At 48.4% G+C, this 20,202-nt stretch carries 17 protein-coding genes; 1 reads left to right on the plus strand and 16 read right to left on the minus strand.

Annotated features, from left to right (window positions below; genetic code table 11):
- Nucleotides 1-96: 96 nt before the first annotated feature.
- The 10 genes from hrpB to BLS69_RS11950 form a co-directional block, all read right to left on the minus strand.
- Nucleotides 97-2,616 carry an ATP-dependent helicase HrpB gene (gene hrpB / locus BLS69_RS11905; protein ID WP_091031763.1) on the minus strand — a complete coding sequence of 840 codons (2,520 nt, stop codon included), beginning with the start codon at nucleotides 2,614-2,616 and terminating at the stop codon, nucleotides 97-99.
- Between the two features lie 152 nt (nucleotides 2,617-2,768).
- Entirely contained in the window at nucleotides 2,769-3,575 is an 807-nt protein-coding gene (locus BLS69_RS11910; protein ID WP_017689067.1) for an SDR family oxidoreductase, read from the minus strand.
- A 183-nt stretch (nucleotides 3,576-3,758) separates the two neighbouring features.
- Nucleotides 3,759-4,601, minus strand: a complete 843-nt coding sequence (locus BLS69_RS11915; protein WP_091031765.1) for a protein phosphatase 2C domain-containing protein — start codon at nucleotides 4,599-4,601, stop codon at nucleotides 3,759-3,761.
- A 10-nt stretch (nucleotides 4,602-4,611) separates the two neighbouring features.
- On the minus strand, nucleotides 4,612-5,364 hold the full coding sequence (locus BLS69_RS11920) for a vWA domain-containing protein (protein WP_076330724.1): 753 nt from the start codon (nucleotides 5,362-5,364) through the stop codon (nucleotides 4,612-4,614).
- A gap of 215 nt (nucleotides 5,365-5,579) precedes the next feature.
- On the minus strand, nucleotides 5,580-7,652 hold the full coding sequence (locus BLS69_RS11925; RefSeq protein ID WP_091031767.1) for a hypothetical protein: 2,073 nt from the start codon (nucleotides 7,650-7,652) through the stop codon (nucleotides 5,580-5,582).
- A gap of 158 nt (nucleotides 7,653-7,810) precedes the next feature.
- Nucleotides 7,811-8,086 (minus strand): WXG100 family type VII secretion target, encoded by a 276-nt coding sequence (locus BLS69_RS11930; RefSeq protein ID WP_017689071.1) that lies wholly within the window; start codon nucleotides 8,084-8,086, stop codon nucleotides 7,811-7,813.
- A 186-nt stretch (nucleotides 8,087-8,272) separates the two neighbouring features.
- On the minus strand, nucleotides 8,273-8,821 hold the full coding sequence (locus BLS69_RS11935) for a WXG100 family type VII secretion target (RefSeq protein ID WP_017689072.1): 549 nt from the start codon (nucleotides 8,819-8,821) through the stop codon (nucleotides 8,273-8,275).
- A gap of 6 nt (nucleotides 8,822-8,827) precedes the next feature.
- On the minus strand, nucleotides 8,828-9,658 hold the full coding sequence (locus tag BLS69_RS11940; RefSeq protein ID WP_047842537.1) for a hypothetical protein: 831 nt from the start codon (nucleotides 9,656-9,658) through the stop codon (nucleotides 8,828-8,830).
- Nucleotides 9,659-9,674: 16 nt separating this feature from the next.
- Entirely contained in the window at nucleotides 9,675-13,679 is a 4,005-nt protein-coding gene (essC, locus tag BLS69_RS11945) for a type VII secretion protein EssC (RefSeq protein ID WP_091031769.1), read from the minus strand.
- Nucleotides 13,680-13,733: 54 nt separating this feature from the next.
- Complete coding sequence (locus BLS69_RS11950) at nucleotides 13,734-14,054, minus strand: hypothetical protein (RefSeq protein ID WP_074094613.1); 321 nt, start codon at nucleotides 14,052-14,054, stop codon at nucleotides 13,734-13,736.
- Between the two features lie 422 nt (nucleotides 14,055-14,476).
- Between BLS69_RS11950 and BLS69_RS32550 the strand changes: the two genes are divergently transcribed.
- Entirely contained in the window at nucleotides 14,477-14,716 is a 240-nt protein-coding gene (locus BLS69_RS32550; protein ID WP_074094612.1) for a hypothetical protein, read from the plus strand.
- A gap of 122 nt (nucleotides 14,717-14,838) precedes the next feature.
- Here BLS69_RS32550 and BLS69_RS32125 read toward each other — a convergent pair whose 3' ends face one another.
- The 6 genes from BLS69_RS32125 to BLS69_RS11980 all read right to left on the minus strand — a co-directional run bounded on the left by BLS69_RS32125 (nucleotide 14,839) and on the right by BLS69_RS11980 (nucleotide 20,078).
- A complete protein-coding gene (locus BLS69_RS32125; protein ID WP_164783094.1) occupies nucleotides 14,839-14,991 on the minus strand; it encodes a hypothetical protein in 153 nt (50 codons plus the stop codon).
- A 244-nt stretch (nucleotides 14,992-15,235) separates the two neighbouring features.
- A complete protein-coding gene (locus BLS69_RS11960; protein WP_091031771.1) occupies nucleotides 15,236-16,711 on the minus strand; it encodes an aldehyde dehydrogenase family protein in 1,476 nt (491 codons plus the stop codon).
- A 172-nt stretch (nucleotides 16,712-16,883) separates the two neighbouring features.
- Nucleotides 16,884-17,420 (minus strand): GNAT family N-acetyltransferase, encoded by a 537-nt coding sequence (locus BLS69_RS11965; protein ID WP_091031773.1) that lies wholly within the window; start codon nucleotides 17,418-17,420, stop codon nucleotides 16,884-16,886.
- A gap of 113 nt (nucleotides 17,421-17,533) precedes the next feature.
- A complete protein-coding gene (locus BLS69_RS11970) occupies nucleotides 17,534-17,872 on the minus strand; it encodes a L,D-transpeptidase (protein WP_076249779.1) in 339 nt (112 codons plus the stop codon).
- 56 nt (nucleotides 17,873-17,928) lie between these two features.
- Nucleotides 17,929-18,954 (minus strand): ribosome small subunit-dependent GTPase A, encoded by a 1,026-nt coding sequence (gene rsgA / locus BLS69_RS11975; RefSeq protein WP_371129075.1) that lies wholly within the window; start codon nucleotides 18,952-18,954, stop codon nucleotides 17,929-17,931.
- Between the two features lie 530 nt (nucleotides 18,955-19,484).
- Nucleotides 19,485-20,078, minus strand: coding sequence for a DUF2087 domain-containing protein (locus BLS69_RS11980; protein ID WP_091034982.1), 594 nt, complete (start codon nucleotides 20,076-20,078; stop codon nucleotides 19,485-19,487).
- Between the last annotated feature and the right edge of the window lie 124 nt (nucleotides 20,079-20,202).

Here is a 20,202-nt window from a genome sequence, read left to right on the forward strand (position 1 = left end):
CAGCTACAAAACTGACTGTTGTTCAACAATGTCTAACCCTGATAACGCGCCCTTTGGGAACCAAATCGTTGATATTTGAAAAACGAAATAATTCATCTATTTCCCCCGTGGTTTAGCCCGATTTGTGGCGACCGCTTCAAGTGGATTATCCGGCCAGTAATGCTTCGGATAACGACCTTTCAGATCTTTTTTGACGTCAAAGTACGTCTCTCGCCAGAAATTGGCCAAGTCTCGTGTAACCTGTACAGGTCGCTGAGCTGGCGATAACAAGTGGATGGTCAACGGGACTCGCCCACCCGCTATACGCGGTGTCTCCTGTTGTCCAAACATCTCCTGTAATCTTACTGCCAGCGCCGGGTCCTCTGGACGACTGTAGTCCACAGGAATACGTGAGCCACTGGGCACCTGTATATGCGTCGGCGCTTCATCGTCCAGTTGTTGTCGTTGCGTCCAGCTCAATCCACCCAGTAATACATCCTGCATCGACAATCTTTTCAGGTCGGCTGCCGATCGCATGCCTGTCAGATAAGGGGTGAGATGTTCTGCCAGCTCTTCGGTCAGATCATCTTCAATCAGGTCAGGCCACTCAGGTAGATGGAGATGCAGGAACCGTAGCCTGTCCGCAAGTTGTCTGGATGTTTTTGTCCAGGGCAGACAATCCAGCCCTTCCATTCGTATTCCGGTTAATAGTGCTTCCAGCACCTGATCTTCAGGCGGCTGTGCAATACTGCTCTCTTTAATCACAAGGGCTCCAATACGAAGTCTCTTATGTGCGCGCACGCTGCGAGTATTGGAATCCCAAGCCACTTGCACTTCATCGTGCAGCAAGTGCTGACCTGCCTGCAACAAGGTCTGCTCCTGCAACGGCGCAGCCAGCAGGATACGTGCATCTGCGCCCTGGTCGTCTGCCTCGGCTGCGACCAGATACGCTGAACGGCTCAGCGATTCTGTCGCTGCGAGCCGTACGCCGCGGCCGCTGCTCAGCAGATAGCGGCCGTCCTCCCGGCGTTGCCCGATCCGGTCCGGATAGGCGAAGGACAGCAGCAATCCGCAGCTATCCTCATCCGGCTGCACCGGATCGGCCGCCGGGCCGAGCGCCGAGCGCAGCTGGCGGCTCTCCTGGAGCATGCGCCGCACGGCCGCGCCGTCTGCGACAGCTGCTGCCGCTTGCGGCATATTGCTGCTGTCAGCGGTCAGCAGCGCCTCTACGCGCGGGCGGAGGTCCGTGCCCGCGCCTGCACTGCCACTGCTGCGGAGGCCCGCAGGCTCCTGCAGCAGTGCCGCCAGCATGCTGGCGTAGCTGGCCAGCCCAAGCTCCGCTGCGCGGAGCAGCATGCTGGCCAGTCGCGGATGCACGCCAAGCGTGTTCATCCGCCGCCCGAAGGGCGTGATGCGGCCTGTGTCGTCCAGGCCGCCCAGCTGGCGCAGCAGAGCCTGTGCCTGGCCGTAGGCGGCGTCAGGCGGGGTGTCCAGCCATTGCAGCTCTGCTGGGGACTGGACACCCCAGACGGCAAGCTCCAGCGCCAGCGGCGCAAGATCCGCGGAAGTGATCTCCGGGCGAGCTGCCTCAGGCAGTCCCCCGTGAACCTCTTCGCTCCATAGCCGGTAACACACTCCTGGGGCAATTCGCCCTGCACGCCCCCGCCGTTGATCGGCTGACGCCTTGGACACCGGCAGGGTGACAAGCCGGCTCATGCCCGTACGCGGCGAGAATGCCGATGCACGGCTCAGCCCCGCATCCACCACAATCTTAACTCCAGCGAGGGTGAGGCTGGATTCCGCAATGGAGGTGGAGAGCACCACCTTGCGCGTGCCCTCAGTAGCCGGGCGTATGGCCTCATCCTGTTGTTCTACCGGCATACTGCCATACAGAGAATGAACTTTCACATGTCCAGGAAGAGATCCATTTGATAACTCCCGCTCTGTACGATGTATCTCTCTAGCCCCTGGAAGGAAAACAAGCACGTCTCCCTCCTGTTCAGCTAATGCCCTAGTCACCATCTGAGCCGTGAATTGTTCCAGCGGCATAGCTGTTGGTCTCGGCACATATCGTGTTTCCACCGGAAACGTGCGACCCGGACAGTGAATTGATTTTGTACCTTCGCCAAGCAATGCACAGACGGGAACAGGATCAAGGGTCGCCGACATCACCAGCAATTTCAAATCTGGACGTAACATCGCTCGGGATTCCAAGGCCAGAGCCAGACCCAAATCCCCATGTAGATGCCGCTCATGGAATTCATCGAATATAATCATTGCCGTATCTTCAAGACCCTGGTCCTGCTGCAACATCCGGGTCAATACCCCTTCCGTCACCACTTCAATGCGTGTCCCCTGACTCACTCGGGTATCCATGCGTACACGATATCCTACAGTCTGACCCGCTTTTTCCCCAAGCGTAGCCGCCAGTCTCGACGCAGCCGAACGCGCGGCCAGCCTCCGGGGTTCCAGCATTATGATTTTCCGTCCCGCAACCCACGGTTCTTCCAGCAAAGCCAGCGGTACAACAGTTGTTTTTCCCGCTCCTGGCTCTGCAATTAACACACCTGTATCTTGATCCCGAAATAACTGTCTTAACTCAGGAATAATCGCTTGGATCGGTAACTCTATATGCATATGATCGCTCCTAATGAATGTACCCTACTGCTCTTCAGTATCTCTATTCGAATGTTAGCATTATAACAAAAAAAGCCGTTCCAGAGGAACGACTATCGCAGACACACCCTAAGACACGCCTTAGCAAAATTAAATTTATCCGGAGTGCTCACTTAGCTGAGCAATGATTCGGCACCATCAATAACGATCTCTGCTCCGGTAATATGTCTGGATTCGGAAGATGCGAGGAAGCTTACCAGATCGGCAACATGTTCCGGCTGACCCGGCCCGTCCGCCAGCGGCTGCTGTCCTTCCGGGAACTCCATCGGAATAATGATCTGTTGCAGATCATCCGTTTTGACCGTACTTTGATCGATATTTGTCGCAATTGCTCCTGGGCAGATCACGTTCACACGTATCTTGAACTTCGCCAGCTCAAGTGCAGCCATCTTGGCAAAAGCAACCTGCCCTGCCTTCGACGTGCTGTACGCCGACATGCCAAAGCTTGAGAAGCGTTGATTGCCATTAATCGAACTTGTGATGATGATACTGCCGCCACCCCGTTTTTTCACGTGAGGCAATGCATATTTAATCGTGAAAAATGTACCATTCAGGTTGGTTGTAATAATCTGCTGCCAATCTTCAACCTGAATCTCTTCAATGGGTGCCGATACACCGTTAATGCCCGCATTGGCAAAAACAATATCCAAACCGCCGAATAACTCAACGGTTTCCAATACGGCCTTTTCCACACGTGCCGGGTCGGAAATGTCCACATCAAATGCTCTTGCCGCACCAGGGTGCAGCGCATTAATCTCTGCTTCCGTTTCCGAGATCCGATCATTCACCAGATCAAACAATGCAACATGTGCACCCTCTTTAGCCAGCTTGACCGCAGTGGCTTTCCCAATCCCGGAGCCTGCTCCGGTAATAATCGCAACCTTGCCTTGGAACCGTGACTTGCCGTTATGTTGTGTCATTATCCATTCCACTCCTTCATTTTAGCAATTATGTAAGAATGTACGTTCAAACTCAAAGTCAATTCTTCACAAGATTACCCAAAAAGAGTGTCTTTTAAATCAACACCAACAAGTTTTTTCACCGTTGATCTACACCAATGTCACAGCAACATCAGGAACGGTCCATAACTTTATAACTGACACTCACCATTCCAGCTCAATGAAAGCGGCATCATCTTCAAGACCGCCGGTATGTGTGGCATCCAGCAGTACCTGAATGTGTTCATCTGGGACATAGGCTTGAATGGCATCCAGATCATTTAATCCATCCGTATATAACTGAAGACGTAATGAATCTCCTGCGGATCCTTTCATCTCGTAGATGTGCGGCTTACCACCAACAGGTCCTTCAAGTGTAGACCAACGCTCATTTGTCTTGCAGTGAGTCTGAAATAATTCAGACTGTTCCTGGCCATTACGCCACAGACGAATGCGGGAATCTCCTTGCCACGCAAGCCACACCCGACTTTTGCGACCGCCTCCCGTAAGCTCAATCCGTCCACATACATACATGGCTTGACTGCCCCGACTTCGCTTTTCCATCAACACTTCACGCAGCAGCAAAGGGGAACTTTCCAGTGGCTGTAATTTCTCCAGTTGCTCGGATGCCGGAAGGGTGAGGTCATGAAGAAGACGCTCCACGGCATCCTCCGTCGGATGCTGCGTCGTTTCCAGCCAATCCAGTAAGGCATTCCCCAGAAAACGCGCTGCAAAATCACCCAGATAACTCATGCCTACCCCATCACACAATACAAAATTGCAGACATTTCCTTTCATACGTACCGCAGCAAAGTCCTGTCCTGTATCTCCCTGATGTACCGTCTCAGCCGCTCTGCCATAACCATATCTGCACTTAATTGTGCCCTGATAGCGGGTTAGTGGCTGTTCTCCCGTCTGTACACTCACATAGCGAAAGTTGCCATGCCGTTGCTCGGCATGGCCCCCCTTATCTCCAGCAGACAATGTTGCCAAACGCATCGCTCTCATGATTCCCCTCCTATCTCACAGGCGTAGCAGCGGACATCTGGAACCCGATTGATACCAATTCTGCACATGTACCTGGCAGCATCATGAGTGCACCGGGTGCAAGCAAATAATCAGCTTCAACAAGCATTTCCCGATAACTTTCGGGCAGGACGGATGACATATTCCGCAGCTTCTCTCCATGCTCATCCTGTAGATTCGTTTCCGAAGAGATTCCCTTCCATCTTCTAGGTTCAGCAATTGGTCCTTCCAGGAGATGATCCGATATAAAAATATTCTCCACCAGTACATTGCCGTCAGGTACACTCATGCCCATGATTCTTTTCGCAATGGGCTCAGGATCTTCACCTGTGGCTACCCCATCGGTCATATGGCACACAAGTGGTGCAGGACAATCCTGCATATTCGGAATTTCGGCCTGCAGAATCTTTTCCGCCTGCAGGAAAGCCTTCGCAGAATCTGAAAACCGTTTCGGTGTCAAGTCAGGCAGAGAACCAACGGCAGCGATCTCGTCAATTCCTTTGATACCGTTCAACAAGTCATATACATCATCGCTGTAAGCTAATATGGCTATACGATAGCGAGGTGTCAGACGATTTCCCTTTGTAGAGCGAAACACCATTTGGCGGATCGCGAGAGATAGGGCATCATAGACGACGTCAATCCGTCGACGATTTTCCAGAACCATGTTCATGGAGGCGCTAATATCAATTAAATATATAATAAGTGCAGGTGTACGCTGTGATGCTTGAATCGTGTAGTTCATCTAGGGTGAGTCACCTCCATCATTCACATTAATTTACAAGGTTGTTCAAAAAGTCCGCTTTTGATTACGAAGGATGCCTTCAGGCATCATCAGCATCGAATATGAAATTCAGCCGAAATGTCCGTTGCTCACGTAGTTTTCCCTACGCTCCGCTACTCCATTTCTAGCTTCATCCCATCTTCTCGGTACTGAAAACCGTCCTTTTTGAACACGTACTATAAGTTGGGCAACGTGTAGCTGTTGTTGCTCAGGAATTTGTTAATGGCACTCATTCGAGCGGCCACTTTGCCGACACCTTTGAAATAGGAAGCATCGGTATTGTAAAGATTTTTGAAATCACGGGCATATGCTTCCGCATTTTCAATTTTTCTGCCTTTTTGCGCGTTATACGTCTTATTATAATGAGCAATCAGCGTGACCACATTCTGGGCACGTTTTTTCTTCAGAGCTGCTTTCTGAGCAATCTCCTGTTGACGTTTAACTTCAGCTGCCGCTTTACGCTCCGCTTCCTGTTTTGCAAGCTTGGCATCATTCTCTTTTTTCCAGACCAGATAAGCTTCATATTTTGCCTGTTTATCGTACTTCTCCTGCTGCGCTCTCTTAGCGGCTTCTTTCTTCTGCTGCTCCTGCTTCACCAGATAGGCCTCATATTTCGCCTGTTTGTCGTACTTGGCTTGTAACGCCTTACGTTCTTCTTCTTTTTTCTTTGCTTCCGCTTCCTTCTGCTTGGCTTCAGCGAGCTTTTTCTTTTCCTCTGCGTCCAGTTTTGCAGCATCTGCGGCCTTTTGCTTCTCTTGTTCTTCCTGTTGTTTGAGCGCAGCTGCCTTTGCTGCTTCAGCCTCTTCCGCAGCTTTGATCTCTGCCAGTCGTGTGGCTTCCTGCTGTTCTTTCTGTTTCACCTCTGCCTGATCGGCGAGTATTTTAACCGTTGGCACGCCACCTGCCAGCAATAGAATAAGCACAGCGGAGGAAATCATGAACTTTTTGGATCTGTAGAATGGCACAGGTACAGGTTTGTCTGTGTCTTCTTTTGGATTAAGCTTGGCATCCAGTTCCTTGATTGCAGCCTCGACTTCCATCTGCATCGCGCTGTTATGAGGAATAAAATGATAAAGCGAGCGGTACACTTCCAGTGCTGCAGCCGGTTTATCTTCATCCTCCAGGGCTCTTGCTTGCAGGAACAGACGGTTCACAACCGCTTCCTGATCGGGAGAGTGCGGCGTTTGGGGAATGTTCCCGTCTTGCGTATTCACCGGTTCACTTACTGGTTCTGAGCTCTTTTTCAGATTCACATCAGCTTCGGACGGATTGGCAGTTTCTTCTTCCGATGTCACAGCCGCCGCATTGGCCTGATCCACGTCTACCGCAGCCAATGCAACATACCATTCACCAAACGTCGGACAGCTGCTCAGATCGTGACTTTCCCAAGCTCGAATGAACAGATCTGACAGTTTGGAACCCCAACGCTTCTCAAGGGACTCCCGCATCGCATAATACCGTTCACTCACTGTTTGCATTTCATGCTGGTCAAAATAACTTTCGCCCCACGCTTTCTCTACAATCACAGGGTCCGACCAGCTTAACATTTCAGCAATAATAACAGCTCCGGCAAATCGGTCAGCATATGAACTCCACAAACCGCTGTGCACTGTTCGATGGGCTGCATAACCGGGTGACCCGGCAAGCAGGGCATCCGGACGATCCATTTTGGAACCGTACATCTGCTCGACATCCACAAGTTCTACCGCAGACGTCTTCCCCAGGTTCTCCACTTCGGAAAAAAACGGAATCATTACATTGGGAGCGGACATATCGCAATGAGCCAGTCCACGTTGTTCCATAGCCGAACCCGTTCCAGCAAGCGCTCTGGCCAGCTTCAGGCTCTCCTCAGCCGTCAACTGTCTCTGATCGCTGATCACATCGAACCAGGTCTGACCTTGCACCCATGGCATCAACACCGCATATAACAGATCGGGATGTTTTCCAATGAGCGCTCCGTTTCTTTCCGGAGTGAGCACATCACGCTTGCATACCTGCAAACCTGGCAGTTCACTGTAAGACTCCATATGTTCAGACTGATACACCATAGCTGGAATACGGAATTTAGGAAAAAATACTTTTAGTGCTTTGGCCCCATGAATGGAACCATTACGGGGTATCAACTGATAAACAATCCCCTGCCTTCCGGCTTGGGCATAAGCCAGACCCGGCGCAGCCGGATGTTGCCCAATCGTATAGGCAATGTCGTTAATCACCACTTCATCCCCGGGATTTGGTTGAAAAGACATGCTTATCCCTCTCTCTGTCCTAGTGTCATAGTTGCAGCAAAAACCGGGTGTTGTGACAACGCCCGGTTTTTGCTGTAGTTGTACATCTTCAGCTTGCTATCCACCTATAATTCAGGACGAATTCAGACTTCACATCGGCCTGATCTATGTAAAGCAGATTAACGAGCTTGGTCAGCTGTACGGAATTTGTTAGCAATAGCTGTAAGTTCAGCGCTGATGCTGTTCAGCGTTTGAACGAATGATTGCATTTGTTTGCTAGCTTCTTGGAACTCTTGGAAGAAGCGTTGCTTGGTCATACCTTCCCATTGTCCTTCCATGCTTGTGATGGATTGAGTCAATGTAGATACGATTTGCTGACTTTGCTCACCGCTTTGTTTAAATTGGTTGGAAACCTGATCAAGCTGCTCTGGGGTAACTAAAATACGTCCTGCCATTTGTAAATTCCTCCTTGGTTTGTGCAATTAAATTTTGACTTGTTCAAATTGTACTATACCAGGATCGATCGGACAAAAGCCGAAGGACCTAATCCTATTTACCCCATTTTCAGTACTTGAAACTTCTCCTAACAGCCTATTTACAAAAAAAGATTCACTTTCTGCTGTTACTTTTATTCATGCTGTTCAGGAAACCACAGGCTCGGTCCCTCTTCTTCCCCGAAAGGAAGGATCTGTGAATCTCCATGCTACAGGCTCAGGCTGCATAGCCTGCACCAGTGTAGCCGGGGAGCCATCAGGCGGAGCGGCATCCTGAACACGATATACGGCCGCCATTGCGGAAAGGGGATCGGATACTACAGCTACAGTTGCAGAATGTGCAGGCATGATTTCTCCTGTACGATTGTTCTGAAGAACATTCAGCATATTGACCGCATTACCATAGGCAGTGTTCACATGACTCAGCACGGAACGATACTCCATGTCTGCCTGCTGGAATAACAACGCTTTGCGTCCCAGCTGTACGCTTAAGTCCATTAATCGACGCAGCGCATCCTCGCCCAGTCGTTTACTGTGATTCCATTCATTCATCACCGCTGCGCGGGATTCAACCTCCCACTCCAGCGAATGAATCGCCTGATCCAACACTGTCATCTTTTGCTGTATTTGCTCCGCTGCATACTGAATCTGCTTGCTCAGTGCCCGAAGCACATCCGGTTCCACACGAATGCGCATTTACCATCACCTTTCCTCTTCCCCTGCAGGCTGTTTAAGCCAGTCCAGCAGCATCTCGTGAAACTGTTCTCTAGTCGTTAGTGCTGCAACAAGCCAATCATCTGAAGCCGCAGTGCTCATCCGGAACAACCAGTTGGATACCGCACTTGCAGCAAATGCTGCCGACTGCGACTTCCACCCGTCTTCATTCCATACAAGCAACCTGAGCTCCCCGTCTGACTCCTTACCCACCAGACAGCGTGCCAGTGCAAGTGAGCCCTCAGGATCACTTGTCTCCTGTTCGAGTTCCGCTGCTACGGTCTGTACTCCGCTGTTTTCGAGCTCATTCATGACATCATAAAATTTTTTCTTGGAGCACATTAGGGCCGGTTTCTCCGCAGGAGAATGGCCGCTCCATTTCATCCGCTCTATCAGAACATCAATGGCTTCACGAACACTTCCCAGATCGCTGAGCCGGAACGAGTCCGGTACGTCGTCAACACGGGAAACTTCAACGACCCGCTCATCCGTGCAATGGATATAACTCTCATACGACTTGCCGTTGATCGTGTAGCGAATCCAACAAGCTCTGTCGGACAATCCGGCAATGGCTACCCTGGAGAAAACGGTCGGTGTCATGATCAGCTCATCGGTATCCTGATCCCGAATCAGATATCCTTTGTCAAGCAGGGAGGTTTTGACACGCTCCCACTCCATCGCGATATCCTCCGCCATATAGCCGCGAAACGGATCTTCCACACCAAGCAGTCGGTCTGAACCGAGAATACCAGCCAGGAAAAAAAGTTCCTTTGTTTGCAACGTGACTACCTTTTGCTTAGAATCATGAACCGTCAACATTATGAGCCACCTCCCCTCAAACTACAACATGCCATCGGTCACGAATTTCAGAAATCCAATCGGTCATTTTCCAGCTGTCATCACATGGAACTGCACCTTTAACCCTGGAATATTTACGTTTTACATAATAACCTTGACCCGGAGGCAGTACCTTCAGCCCACCTGAACTACCTCCAGATTCGGAATAAGGTATACGGAAGAACGAGAGATCGTTAGGGTCTAAAGTCCCGAACAGCATTCCGCTCTGGGAAGCCTTCACATCCGTTACCCAGTCAGAACCGAAGGTCGGGAAGTCTGCCGGAACCCCGGACAGAATCACGTGTACACCGCGATCCCTTCCTTGACGAACAATCGCTCCCAATTGATCTTTTACATTAAAATCGTTTAGCTGCTTGGACAAGGTGTCCGCATCATCGATGACGAGCACAAGTTCCGGTCCACCGGAAATCTCGCCTCTTTTCAGAACTTCATCGTACAACTGTTGAATCACAGGTGCAAGCTGTTCTTCTCGCGATACATGTCCACGGACATGGGGCAAACTGCTGATTTCCCCCAGCCCACCTGAGCCATAACGCATATCTACTGTGTATATTTGCACATCTTCCGGAGAAGCATGATAAGCCAGTGATAACATCCATGTCAATAAAAATGTTGTTTTGCCGCCTTCCATCGGACTTGTTACCATGAAATGCGGACCTTCACGCAGATTAAGCTCGAATGGTTCCAGATCATCCGTAAGCAGTCCCACAGGGACAGTTACAGACGATGTATCCCAAGCCTGACCATATGATCCTGTCCGAATGAGCAGATCTTTCAGTTTGATCTCTTCCGGAAGTGGAGCAATCTGCGGTGCTTCTTCCCCTGTCCAGCCTTGGCGAATCTCAGCAATCGTACGGCGCAGTGCCGATGAACGTTTGCCCTCATCTGCCCCTGAAGAAGGTAATGCCGCCTGGAACATTAATGGAGGCACTTGCCCTTTGACCAGACCTCTTCCTGGCGGAAGTTGGCTTGGCGCCTTGGAAGGTCTTCCCACGGCATAATAATAATCGCTTGGATCGGATAACTCAAATGAAACCGCATTGGGAATATTGCTTCTGAATTTTTCAAATACATCTGTTACCCGATTGGCGGTGAGCACAAAGGTGATACCCAAACTTCCGCCTTCACGCAGGATCGTCTCCAGAAGTTCATTTTCTTCCGGATAAGCATTGCGGAATGAAAGATAACCATCGATAACGACCACAACCTGCGGTACAGCCGCGTGAGCTGTCCGGCGGTACGCCGAAATCGTTTTAACACCCGCCTCCGAGATGATATCTTTGCGTTGTGCTGACAGCTTGAGAATATAGCGGAATAACCGCTTGATCCGGTCTTCCTCTTCAGCCATCATCACGCCACCGATCTGAGGTAGTGCTGCAAAGTCTTTCATCATGCGGCCCATGTCGATAATGTAACCGTGCCAAGGCTCAGTTCTGTGGGAACGTGCCAGGGACATAAGCAAGGTCTGAACAAATGTTGTTTTGCCCAGTCCTGGCATGCCGTAAACAACCAAATGGCCTTGATCCACAGGCAATGCGAGCGGTTGTTGGCGCTGATTCGGGAGATCATCCAGCAAACCAACCAGTGGTTTCAGACCACTCGCTCCGCCATCAAGCAGCAGATCCCGATTCTCTTCTTCCTGCCATTCCTGAAGACCTTCCCATTCCAGTGTCTCTGGTAAAGGTGGCAACCATGGTCCTGGCAAACGACGGATACCCGCATCCGCTGCAGACTGCGCAACATAATCAATAAATACCTGAAGCTGTTTCGGAACATCTTCACCTTTGAGAACGGCTCTACGCTCTCCAGTTAACAGAGGCTCCCGCTTACCGTTCAGGCGTACTTCCATAACAGGCAATACCGTCGTTGAATCCTCCTGCTGGTTATAGGGTGCACCACTCCAGGCGAATTGCATTTCTTCAAACACTTCATCACTACCAACCTGGAAATATCCACGACCAGGCTTTGTAATCCAGGCAGCATTTGGAATCTTGATCATATCCCTGCTATCTCCCTCACTCTGTACGCGAAGGCAGATCCGGAAGCGCGAATTACTCCATATTTTATCATCCACAACACCAGCTGGCTTTTGGGTTGCCAGAATTAGATGAACCCCAAGTGTCCGGCCAATGGCCGCGATACTGATCAATTCATCCATGAACTCCGGCTGGTCCCGCTTCAATTGAGCAAACTCGTCAATGATAATAACCAGATGCGGAAGTGGCTGTTCATGTCTGGAGCGCAGAATTTTGTAATATTCATCAATATGCTGGAGGTTTCCCGCATCATTTAATATTTTTTGCCTTCTGACCAGTTCGGCACGAAGTGAGATATTCGCCCGCTCGATCAGATTCCCATCCAGATTGGTGATCGTCCCTACCACATGAGGCAGATCAACAAATGTATTGGACATCCCACCACCTTTATAGTCAATCAGCATGAAGGCCAGATCGTGTGGATGGAATTCAGCAGCGAGTGAAGCTACGATGGACTGGATGACTTCACTTTTACCTGAACCGGTTGTACCTGCAATCAGACCATGGGGACCATGACCCTGACGTTCAATTTTGTCATGCAGGTTTATCGCTATTTTTTTGCCGCCAGCTCGTACACCCATTGGTACGGGCAGTGTGTCAGGATATCTCGTCTGTCCCCACCTGGACACCACATCCAGATCTTCCACGCGAGATGTGCTCAGCATATCGAATAACGGAAGCACTTGTGGGATATCTGAAGCAGATGACCGCTTTAACCGGATCGGTGACATATAACGGGAAAGTGCCTCTGCCATCTCCTTCGAGATCACATCAGGCTTGTACGTTTGTTGAATAACATCTGCATCTTCCGTTTTTTTGATATACACCCCTTTGCCTTTAGAGGCATCCATAATCAACTGACAATGCATCGGCAGAGACTCCTTGCGATTAGCCAGTATGATGGTGCATACATCAATTTCCTGAGCCGATTCCAGCAGCAAGGGGAGTAACGGTTCTTCTTCAATCAATTGCGTATCGGAGAGAATTACAACGTAACATGGCGTTTGTACGCTTTTCTTGTAACGGTCTTCCTTATTGTTACGACGCCGGTTCAACACGGAAAACAAGCTGTCCGCTAATTGATGCGCACCGCTGTGCCTGTCGGCCATATAGCGTTGTCCTTGGTCTTCATCCCAGATATGGGGCATCCAGCGAAGCCAGTCCCATTCCTTGCTGTCCTTTTCTTCATAGAAAGCAGCAAGCTTCAATTCATCCGGAGAATGGCGTACCGTCAGCTGTGAGATGATGACTCGCAGGGAAGCAAGCACTTCCTCCCGATCACCGACAAGTCCCATAACCTTCGATTGGAACAAAGGCAATGTAATGGAAGCATCCGGTACCGTCTGGAATTCAGCCGCAAGTTCATGGGCCGCTTCAATTAGCTCATCCTTCTCGTATCCATCAATCCTCGGAACCTGAAGTTTGATACGGAATGGAATCTCTCCCGTACCAATGCGCACCTGAAGGAAATCATCATCCTCTGGTGAACGCTCCCACAAGGAACTGTTCCGGTTCTTCACCACTTGAAGACACACACCCGGATCACCATGAATTTCGTACAGGCTTTTCACTTGCTCCGCCTGAGCTTCCTTCAGTTCTTCCCGGTGTTTGTCCAGTTGGGCAAGATACATTGTTTTTCGTTCTTCCAATTTTTTGCGATATGATTTCTTGTTGCTCAGATACACGAAGAATGGAATGGTGTAAGAAGTAAGCATCATCATGACCGTCATCATCTGAAACATCATATAACTGCTGTTGTTCATTTTGCCGGTCATATTGATATATACGTAGAAACCAATGCTGACCATGGTCATCATGATCGGCACAATAATGGATATCATGGAAAATGTGGGTTTGCTCGGTTCTGTTGGAGGCCTGAGTATTTCGAGTCCTTCTTCCTTGAGAACCGGTGTCATTCTTGGAGAACGCTGATATAACACATTCACGAAGAGAAGACCTCCTTTAGTTCGTTCAATAATGAATGTATACGTTCAAAAGCACTATTCGTTGCTGTCCTGTTGAAACAATGAACGTCTTCCATATACAGGCGCTTCTTCCGAAGTCGTTGAAAAAGCCCGCTGGACACGTACGCAACTGCCTTGTCGCAGCCCTGTTTCCATTAACTGCTGTGCGTTCTGCGGAGAGAACCACAGACCTTCCGGAAACTTGGCTTCAAGGATGTACTGAATGCCGTCTCCCGGTGCCTGTCCAAAAATGCGAACACCGAGTAATGTCTTCAAATGTTCAATGGTACATTCGTCCGGAACATCAATGTCGAACCATTCTCCTTCCTCGCGGCCGGAATACACGGTTAGAATCATCCGAATCCCTCCCATGGTCTCATATGTAAATTGTCCTAATGTCAGATTAAATCAAAAAAAAGAGAATGAATCGTTATATCAACCCTATTTTCTTACATAAACACCCTGTTTGCAATGTACCACCTGTAATTTTGTTACATATGACCCACGTATATATTAAAATATCGTACATTCGACTCAGAACTTTCGTGGCAGTTATGCATTTAAATATTGCGAGGATACGAAACTCTTCGTTTTTTGTTCCATTTAAATGGTAATTAAGTTACGTTTTTCAGGACTTTTATTCCTTCGCTCACAATTGAATTGTGAACACTTTTCAAACATTACCCACCTTTATGTTTTCATAAGCTGATTTTAAGGTAATTTTAAGCATTGGAATTTAATATTACCTGTATGAAATAACAACCGTGAGGTGATTTCAAGTGAGAACCCTAATAACCTTTCAAAACAAATCAATCCCTGTATATTTTAATCAAGAAAACAAACAACCTATGCAGAAGACATTAAGATTGCTTAGCAGTGCTCTTGAGCATAAAATTAGCAACGGTAAACGCGCCATTCAAAAATGTCTGCATTCTTTAATTAGTATTGAGATTGTTAATGGAGAAGCCATTCTCCACAGTCGAAGTGAAAACGACTCCCTTGCTTTATCTTTATATTAAAAGGAGTCAACCAAGACACATTCATTACAAGACATGAAAAAGGAAGCTGTCGTTATAGACAAGCTTCCTTTTTTGAGTTGTATACACGTTAACAGCGGATCGCAATTATTAGCAGCCATCACTCAGTGCAGTTTGCTCAGGACATAGGCGGCATCATGTTCTTCCGCAATCTCGGCTTTACGAATACGAATGACAAACAGCCGAACCAAATTGGCACGTGTATGTTCTTCCTGACAGGTATTCAGTTTCCTCAGAATAAAGCGGTCAATGGACATGAATTTAAGCCCCTTTGCCATTGGATTTACGGATCGATTCTTCCGTGTATCCATAAATAACCAGATAGCGTCAGCCCCAAACAGCTTTTCCGCTCTTATATTAAGCCGTATTTTGCTGAGGTGTAAAATTGTGCAAAAAGCCCGTCCCACCAAGCTGGAGACGGACTTTCGCATGATTTGTCGATCTTTTTATAACCCACTCTAAACATTCATAAATGCCCCTGCTAGTTCACTCTTTTTCGACTTATTTCACTCCCGGATATTCCCGATATTGGTGCTGAATGCTGATCCAACGCGTACGTGTAAACTTCTCAATGGCCCAATCCCCACCGAAACGTCCAATCCCTGAAGCTTTTTCACCGCCAAACATCACATGCGCTTCATCGTTCACAGACTGATCATTTACATGCACCATACCCGATTCAATGCGCTGGGCAACCTGATATCCTCGATTCAGATCTTTGGTGAATACGGAACCACTAAGTCCATAAGGCGTATCATTTGCCAAACGAACAGCTTCCTGTTCATCATGAGCCTTCATGATCACTGCCACCGGGCCAAACAATTCCTGCTGCACGATATCTTGTTCAGGTTGAACATCGGCAAGTACAGTAGGAGACAGCACACTGCCTTTACTGGTCCCCCCGAGCAATAACTGTGCTCCTTCATTTTCAGCTTTGTTCACAAGTTCCAGCAATCGTTCTACCTCTTTTTCCCGAATGAGTGGACCCACGAGTGTTTTGGCATCCGCCGGATCACCTGCCTGGACATTCTTCGTTTTGGCAACAAATGAATCGACGAATTGGTCGTAAATATCGGCATGCACAATGATACGATTCAGAGCCATGCAGATCTGTCCCTGATGCAGAAACTTGCCAAAGACTGCCGCTTCGGCAGCACGTTCAATGTCGGCATCTTCCAGCACAACCATGGCGTTGTTGCCACCTAGTTCCAGTGCAGTTTCTTTTAAATGTTCACCCGCCAGTTTACCGATCCCTTGCCCAACTTCTGTGGAACCCGTAAATGAAATCACCTTGGGAACCGGATGAGTGACAAAGTAATCACCGATCTCGCTGCCACTTCCCGCGACGACATTCAGCACGCCCTCAGGCAGACCGGCTTGTTCAAACAAATCGGCAATGAGCCAACCTGCCGTAATCGGAGTGTCCGATGCTGGTTTAATCACTACACCATTACCAAGAGCAATCGCTGGAGCTACAGATCGCAGGCATAGATGCAAAGGGAAGTTCCATGGCCCGATAACACCAATCACTCCCTTCGGCTCACGAACCACACGGTTCTCTTTGCCAGGAGTATTGGACGGAATAATCTCACCCTTCATGCGATAAGGAAAAGATGCTGCTTCGTCCACAATGCGTTTAGCCGCTGCAAACTCCGCCTCCGATTTGATTCGGGTACTCCCGGATTCCGTGATCAACAGTTGAATGATCTCCTCTTTTCGCTCTGCCATCTGGGATGAAACTTTACGCAATACCTCTTCTTTCACAGCAGGTAATGAATTCGCCCATTCAATCGAATTTTTCTGAGCTGACTGATAAGCCTTATCTATGTCTTTCTTATTGGAAGAGCGCCATGTGGCAATAACTTCTCCCGTATAAGGATTGATATTCTCCATTGTTTTCTCACCGGAACCATCTACCCATTGGCCATTAATATATTGTTTCGTCCATGTTGTATGTTCAGTGTCCATTAAAGTCATGTGAATACGCCTCCTGATCAAGATTAAATGTCACACCTGCACAACGGTGTAATACATCATTAACCTTGTTCAGAATTACGCAAACGTGAAGACCTGAATTAGCTATTCCATTCTTTAAGCTTAAGGAAACAATACAACCCACACTATTCTGTCGCCATCTGGACGTCTTTCATCAGTCGGGCAGGCTCTTCTCTCCAAAGAGGCTCAAGTCTTCCCATCCGTAGCCAACTTCGATCAGATCTTGACCACCAATGCGGAGGGACTGTGTCTGGACTGGAGTGCCTCCCATCTTTTCATAGAAGCGACAAGCTGAATTACGCTCCAAAGCCCATATGATCAAACGTTTCATATTGTGGGTCTGCAGATGATGAACGACATGTGTCGCCAGTTGCTGACCTATCCCCGTTTGTTGCACTTCCTTCAGCAAATATATAGCGTACAACTCTCCATCATAAGGTAATTTGCCTTCACGCTCCTTACCCCCACACGCAAATCCGACAATGTTCCCATCATCTTGTTCAGCTACCACCAGAATCTGATCCTTTTCGCCAGAACGAATGGTCTTCTCCCACTGGGACAATCTTGATTCTATAGTCAAATGATCCAAAAAATCGTCGGGCACAATTCCCCGATATGTTGTTTTCCAACTCTCTGTATGTACATAGGCTATACCTTGCGCATCTCCTTCACGCGCCAGCCTGATCAGCATAGCTATCACTCACTTTCTCTCGTAACTGCCGTAGATTTACCATATTATATGTTCTTCTTTCTATAATTCCAAATTGATCCATTGAACTACCTCTTATAAAGTAAAATCCGGCCCTACGGCCGGATCGTTACCCTAGTGCCTACAGATACCTTGGAAGACAGGTCCAGTACATCCGAGTTGTACATGCGTATACAACCATGGGAGACGGATTTGCCAATAGACCAAGGCTCATTGGTTCCGTGTATACCATAATGGGGAGCAGACAGTCCCATCCAGAACACGCCAAATGGCCCACCTGGATTCGATTGTTTGTTAATAATAGTGAACTCCCCGTTTGGAGTCTGCGTGAGCATCTTTCCGGTGGCTACGGGATAACCCTTAATCACCTGATTGCCATCCAGAAGATATAACATGTGGTCAGACAGATCTACAATAATCCTGTAATCTGGCATAATGACATCCCTCCTGACCTATCTTATGCAAGATGCCGGATGATGCCCGCCTGATTTCAGGCTTCCTCCCACTCTTTCACACTACGGGAGTGCTTGGGTTTGCGACTATTGGCCGGTTTGCTGGAGGCGGTACGCCTTCTGGATGCCACTTCTTCCTTGCGTTGCTGATATTGCAATTCCTTCTGCATTTTCAGATAATTATTCAGTCTTTTTTCATCCAATGAACCATCCTGTATGGCCTCTTTCACTGCACATCCAGCTTCCCGTGTATGACTGCAATCCAGAAATCTGCACGTGGCCGCAAGTTCTTCAATTTCTCCAAACGCCTGCGACAGCCCATCATTGCCCTCATCCCAAAGATTAAGCTCACGCATTCCCGGAGTATCAATCAATACGGCACCCTGTGGAAGTACAAACATCTCCCGGTGTGTTGTCGTATGTCTCCCACGACTGTCTCCCTCGCGGACGGATTGTGTAAGCTGCACATCCTCACCCATCATCCAGTTCACCAGCGTAGACTTGCCACTGCCAGAAGATCCTGTGAGCGCAACAGTCAGCCCTGGCTGCAAGTATCGTTCCAATAAGGATTTCCCTTGACCCTCCACTGCAGATATCGCAAGCACTTCAACGCCTGGAGCAATCCCTTCTACACTTCGGATCTGTTCTTCCACATTGTTGCACAGATCACTTTTGCTCAAGACAATGACTGGCCTTACGCCACCATTCCAAGCCATCATCACGTATCTTTCGAGTCGTCTAAGGTTAAAATCATGATTAAGTGCAGCCACGATTAACAGTGTATCTACGTTTGCGGCGATTAATTGTTCCTTGGTCACCGGACCTGCTGCCTGTCTTGATACCCTGCTCTGACGTGGCACCAGATTGTGAATAATTGCTTCTTCACCTGCCTGACCTGTAATCGCCACCCAATCTCCAACCGCTGGTACCAAGCTGGTCTCCAGACTATCATGACGCATTCTACCCGATATTCTTCCCCAGCATTCGCCCTCTTCTGTAACCAAACGTTGCAGATGTCCATGGTCTGCGATAATTCTGGCTGGCTTTTTCTCCTGCTCTTCCATCCCTGTCTCTTGCCACAGTTCCTGCCACTTTGCAGACCAGCCGTACTTCTCAATATGGTTATCTAAAATAAAAATTCCTCCCAAAATAAGTTTGTTTACTTCGTTCAAGCCGATTGAACAATCATCTCCAGTTCAGATCAAAACAAAAAACCACGAGTAGAAATACACCCGCGGCAATAAGTAGTTAGCTGAATCAAAGACCATCCCTTCTTGTAGATCTACCGGATAGAGTACTTAACCCTCCGATATAAACAATTCAGGAACACCCTTTTATCGGCAAACAAAAAAGCCACGGGTGCGTCACCCGTGGCTTCATCTGAGCATGTGATACTTCACGTTACAATGGATACTGCTATCCAGCTAACGCAAAATTACATGCTTTGATCCGTTCCGGAGACGCTGTTCATATTCAAATTAACGTATACTGCATTTAAGTTTGTCATAAACAATCGCCTCCCTTGTAGAATTATCCATTATGTTACACACTGAGCTTTGCAGTTGTCAAGCCCAAACTATTTTACCTGTCTACTTTATTTGACCTGATCCCAGCGCGTCCACATTTCCTTCGGATTCAATTCATATATCTCCTCTTCCCGATACATGAACTGATGCATGATAAATTCCCGCCGAATCGTGGCAAAGTCTTCATGGTATTGCTTTATAAATGTATTGATTTCTTTCTCCGTATACTTCCGACCAAATTCAAGCTGCTCGACCAGATGACCAAGTACAATCAGTTTTTTCTTGTATTGAGCCGGAATCTGACGCAGTCGTCCATCTTTGGAGAAAAAATTTCTCATGACCGACGCTTTCAATGTTTCGTTCACATCACTCATATCCGTAACCTCCTCTCGCTTAAAGATAAAATCAACCGAAGCCTGTGCATTCTCGCGGATAAACGAAGGATTTAGTGTGAAATACACTGTATTTTTCTCCCGTCGTTCCTTGATCAGCGCCGCCTCTCTCAGCTTGGATGCATGATGTGTCACGGTTGGCTGTGACAGATTCAACCGCTCGGCAAGTGCCTGTCCGTGCAGTTCACCCTGTGCCAGCAACAGCAGCATGCGAAGCCGGGTCGGGTCAGCCAACGCTTTATGATAAGCCACAATTTTCTCCAGCTGCATCATCGTTCATCTCGCTTTCGTTTAGATATATATCTAATTTGATATTAGTCTTTTCTCCTCTCCACGTCAACTCCTTTGGATTCAAGTAAGCTTGTCTAATTTAAACTCACGCTTGAACTGGCAT

It is taken from the genome of Paenibacillus sp. CF095 (assembly GCF_900101225.1).
Classification (GTDB): domain Bacteria; phylum Bacillota; class Bacilli; order Paenibacillales; family Paenibacillaceae; genus Paenibacillus.